We start from the raw sequence: 2,265 nt of genomic DNA on the forward strand, positions 1-2,265 counted from the left end.
GCACTTTCTGCTTTCCTGACCGCCTGCCGGACAGCCCGCTTCATGAAAGCGCGAGGTTAAGGCCGCAACGATTGTGGGGCGGCCTCTGGTTCTAGCGGCCTCTCTTCTGATGTCCGCCCCGGCAGAAATCAGTCTCAGCCGTGCCGCGGGATTCACCGGAGGCACCGAGTACCTAGCGCCCTTTGTGCTCAGCCTGTATGCAGCATGCGCAGCAACGGTTGCTGCTACTCGCCCCAAGGGTGTCCGGGGCCGGCTCAGTGCCATTCTGGGCGCAGGACTGGCCCTCGGGTTTGCTCTCTCGGCTCAGGTGACTGCACACCTGCTCTCCGCAGGGCATATCAGCTCTGGGCCCTGGCTCATCACTGCCGTTTCCTCGGTCCCGAGCATTGCCGCGGCTCATCTTCTCCATCTGGCCGTTGTTCCCAAGGGCGAGCCTGTGAGCCCTGGCAAGGCTGAGAAGGAGCCTGAGAAGGCCGTAGAGGCGCCTCTGAGCGCCTCTGACAAGCCCAAGAAGGAAAAGGCCAAGGAGTGTCTTGTAAGCCGCTCTAAGGCGCCTTCTCGGCGTCCTAGCCTCCAAGCTATCCGTGACGCTGCAATGAACCTTGACGCCACTGGACAGAAGGTCACTGCCAAGGCCCTGGCCGAATGGTTCAAGGTCTCTGAGCGCACCGGTGCGCGTTACCTGTCCGTCCTCAAGGCCGCTTGACAGTAATGGCAGGCCATCACTTAGGAGATCCCATGACAAACGAACTTAGCCCTGCTGACATTGCTTACCTGGTTGAGATCGAGGTGCAGCGCCGTATGCAGCAGCAGGAGAAGGACAATGGACAACTGACCAGGGAGCAGCTCAACGGGATGACCTGGCAGGAGATTTGCGAGGCCCGTGCTCAGGGCCGGCTCGACTCCCTCATGTACGGCGGTGAGTGATGCTGGGATGGGCTGCACTGCTTTTTGAGATTGCCATATTCGTTGCCGTTGCCATTGCTGACCATGCCATGAACCGAGCTGTCAAGGAGACCTTCTATGCGTAATATCTCTGGAGTCCCTCTCGATGGAGTCAAGCTTTCTGCCAAGGCCAACAAGAAGGTAAAGGCGTACGAGGATGCCATGGCACGGTACAACAAGCACGTGGCCGAGAACCGGGAGTTTGCTCCGCCCAAGCCTTACTCGACTGTCCGGGGCCCTCAGAACCTCAAGCCGCCGGCTCTGGTGAAGGCTGAGAAGGAACTCAAGGAACTTGACGCAAAGGCACTGGCCGAGGGCAAGCCCCTGGCCGACAGGGATGAGTTCCTGGCCCCGGTACTGAAGCGGATTGAGGAGTACAAGCGAACTGAGCCTCTTCTCAAGAAGGCCATGGAGACTGCCGAGGCTGAGGCCGAGGCTGCTGTAGCCGAGGAACTCCCGGCCCTGGCTCGACAGGCCATGGATGACGCCACCAAGGCCAAGCAGGAGTACGAGAAGGCCCTTGAAGCTGCCCAGATGGCCCAGGCCGCACTCAGTGGCCACATCAGGCGCTTCATGCAGTACGTGACCGGCGGTGCGGTGAGCGATGCTCGGTTCCGCGGCTTGGTGGGCCAGGATGACAAGTATCTGTACGCCTGGGACATTGAGGGGAATGGAAAGCTCTCCTATGAAGGAGCCTTTTCCCTTGGTCTGGTTGGCGCTGGCGCATTCAATGTGGAGATGATTGACCTTGAGGAGTTTGTGAATCCCCACAATGAGGAGAAGACTCCTTGGGAGCACGGTCACAGGAGCCTTGACCCCCGTGCGGAAAGCACTACGGTTTGGCGCCCTGGCAAGTACAACAGCTAGATTTCCCTGGGAAATACTCAGGGAATGGCAGGGCTAGCCGGCCCTGCTACAACTGTCTGGGGTCTCATTTCAACAGACAGGTGCATTACCTCACAACAGGGGGCCCCGGCATTGGGCATGTGCCGGGGCCCCCATCCTTTTTGTGTTTCAAATCACCCCGAAAACTTGAAAACTCGTACATGGTCGAAGAACGGCCCTCCCGGCGGGTCCCCTTGTGCATTCCCATCCCATTACCCCCTCCATGCATGCAGGCAAAGATTCATGCAGCCGTGAGCCGGCGCAGACACAAAGACATGGATGCCCCATGCAATGACATGGATGGATTGTCAGGCGACGAACGTTCCCCAACCAGGGGAGGCAGAAACGAGACCCCGTTCCTTGAGATGCCTGAGAGCCTTGGCCACGGTTGAAGGGGCTACCCCGAACTCATTGGGCGGTGTGCATCGTGAAAAC

The 2,265-nt window shown here is 59.2% G+C and carries 3 protein-coding genes; 2 read left to right on the forward strand and 1 reads right to left on the reverse strand.

The genetic code is table 11. The features are described from left to right. Positions 1-738: 738 nt before the first annotated feature. Both ABD207_RS30095 and ABD207_RS30100 read left to right on the forward strand, forming a co-directional pair. Positions 739-927, forward strand: coding sequence for a hypothetical protein (locus ABD207_RS30095; RefSeq protein ID WP_344016435.1), 189 nt, complete (start codon positions 739-741; stop codon positions 925-927). A 96-nt stretch (positions 928-1,023) separates the two neighbouring features. Beyond that, on the forward strand, positions 1,024-1,812 hold the full coding sequence (locus ABD207_RS30100; protein ID WP_344016436.1) for a hypothetical protein: 789 nt from the start codon (positions 1,024-1,026) through the stop codon (positions 1,810-1,812). 326 nt (positions 1,813-2,138) lie between these two features. On the opposite strand, the gene ABD207_RS32245 is transcribed toward ABD207_RS30100, so the two are convergent. Next, on the reverse strand, positions 2,139-2,265 hold a 127-nt coding region (locus ABD207_RS32245), incomplete at its 5' end, for a GntR family transcriptional regulator (RefSeq protein ID WP_425580871.1).

Source organism: Streptomyces thermospinosisporus, assembly GCF_039526425.1.
Taxonomy (GTDB): Bacteria; Actinomycetota; Actinomycetes; order Streptomycetales; family Streptomycetaceae; genus Streptomyces; species Streptomyces thermocarboxydovorans.

Coding starts and splice junctions, on each gene's coding strand:
- ABD207_RS30095 (WP_344016435.1), top strand. CDS start 739: ATGACAAACGAACTTAGCCCTGCTGACATTGCTTACCTGGTTGAGATC.
- ABD207_RS30100 (WP_344016436.1), top strand. CDS start 1,024: ATGCGTAATATCTCTGGAGTCCCTCTCGATGGAGTCAAGCTTTCTGCC.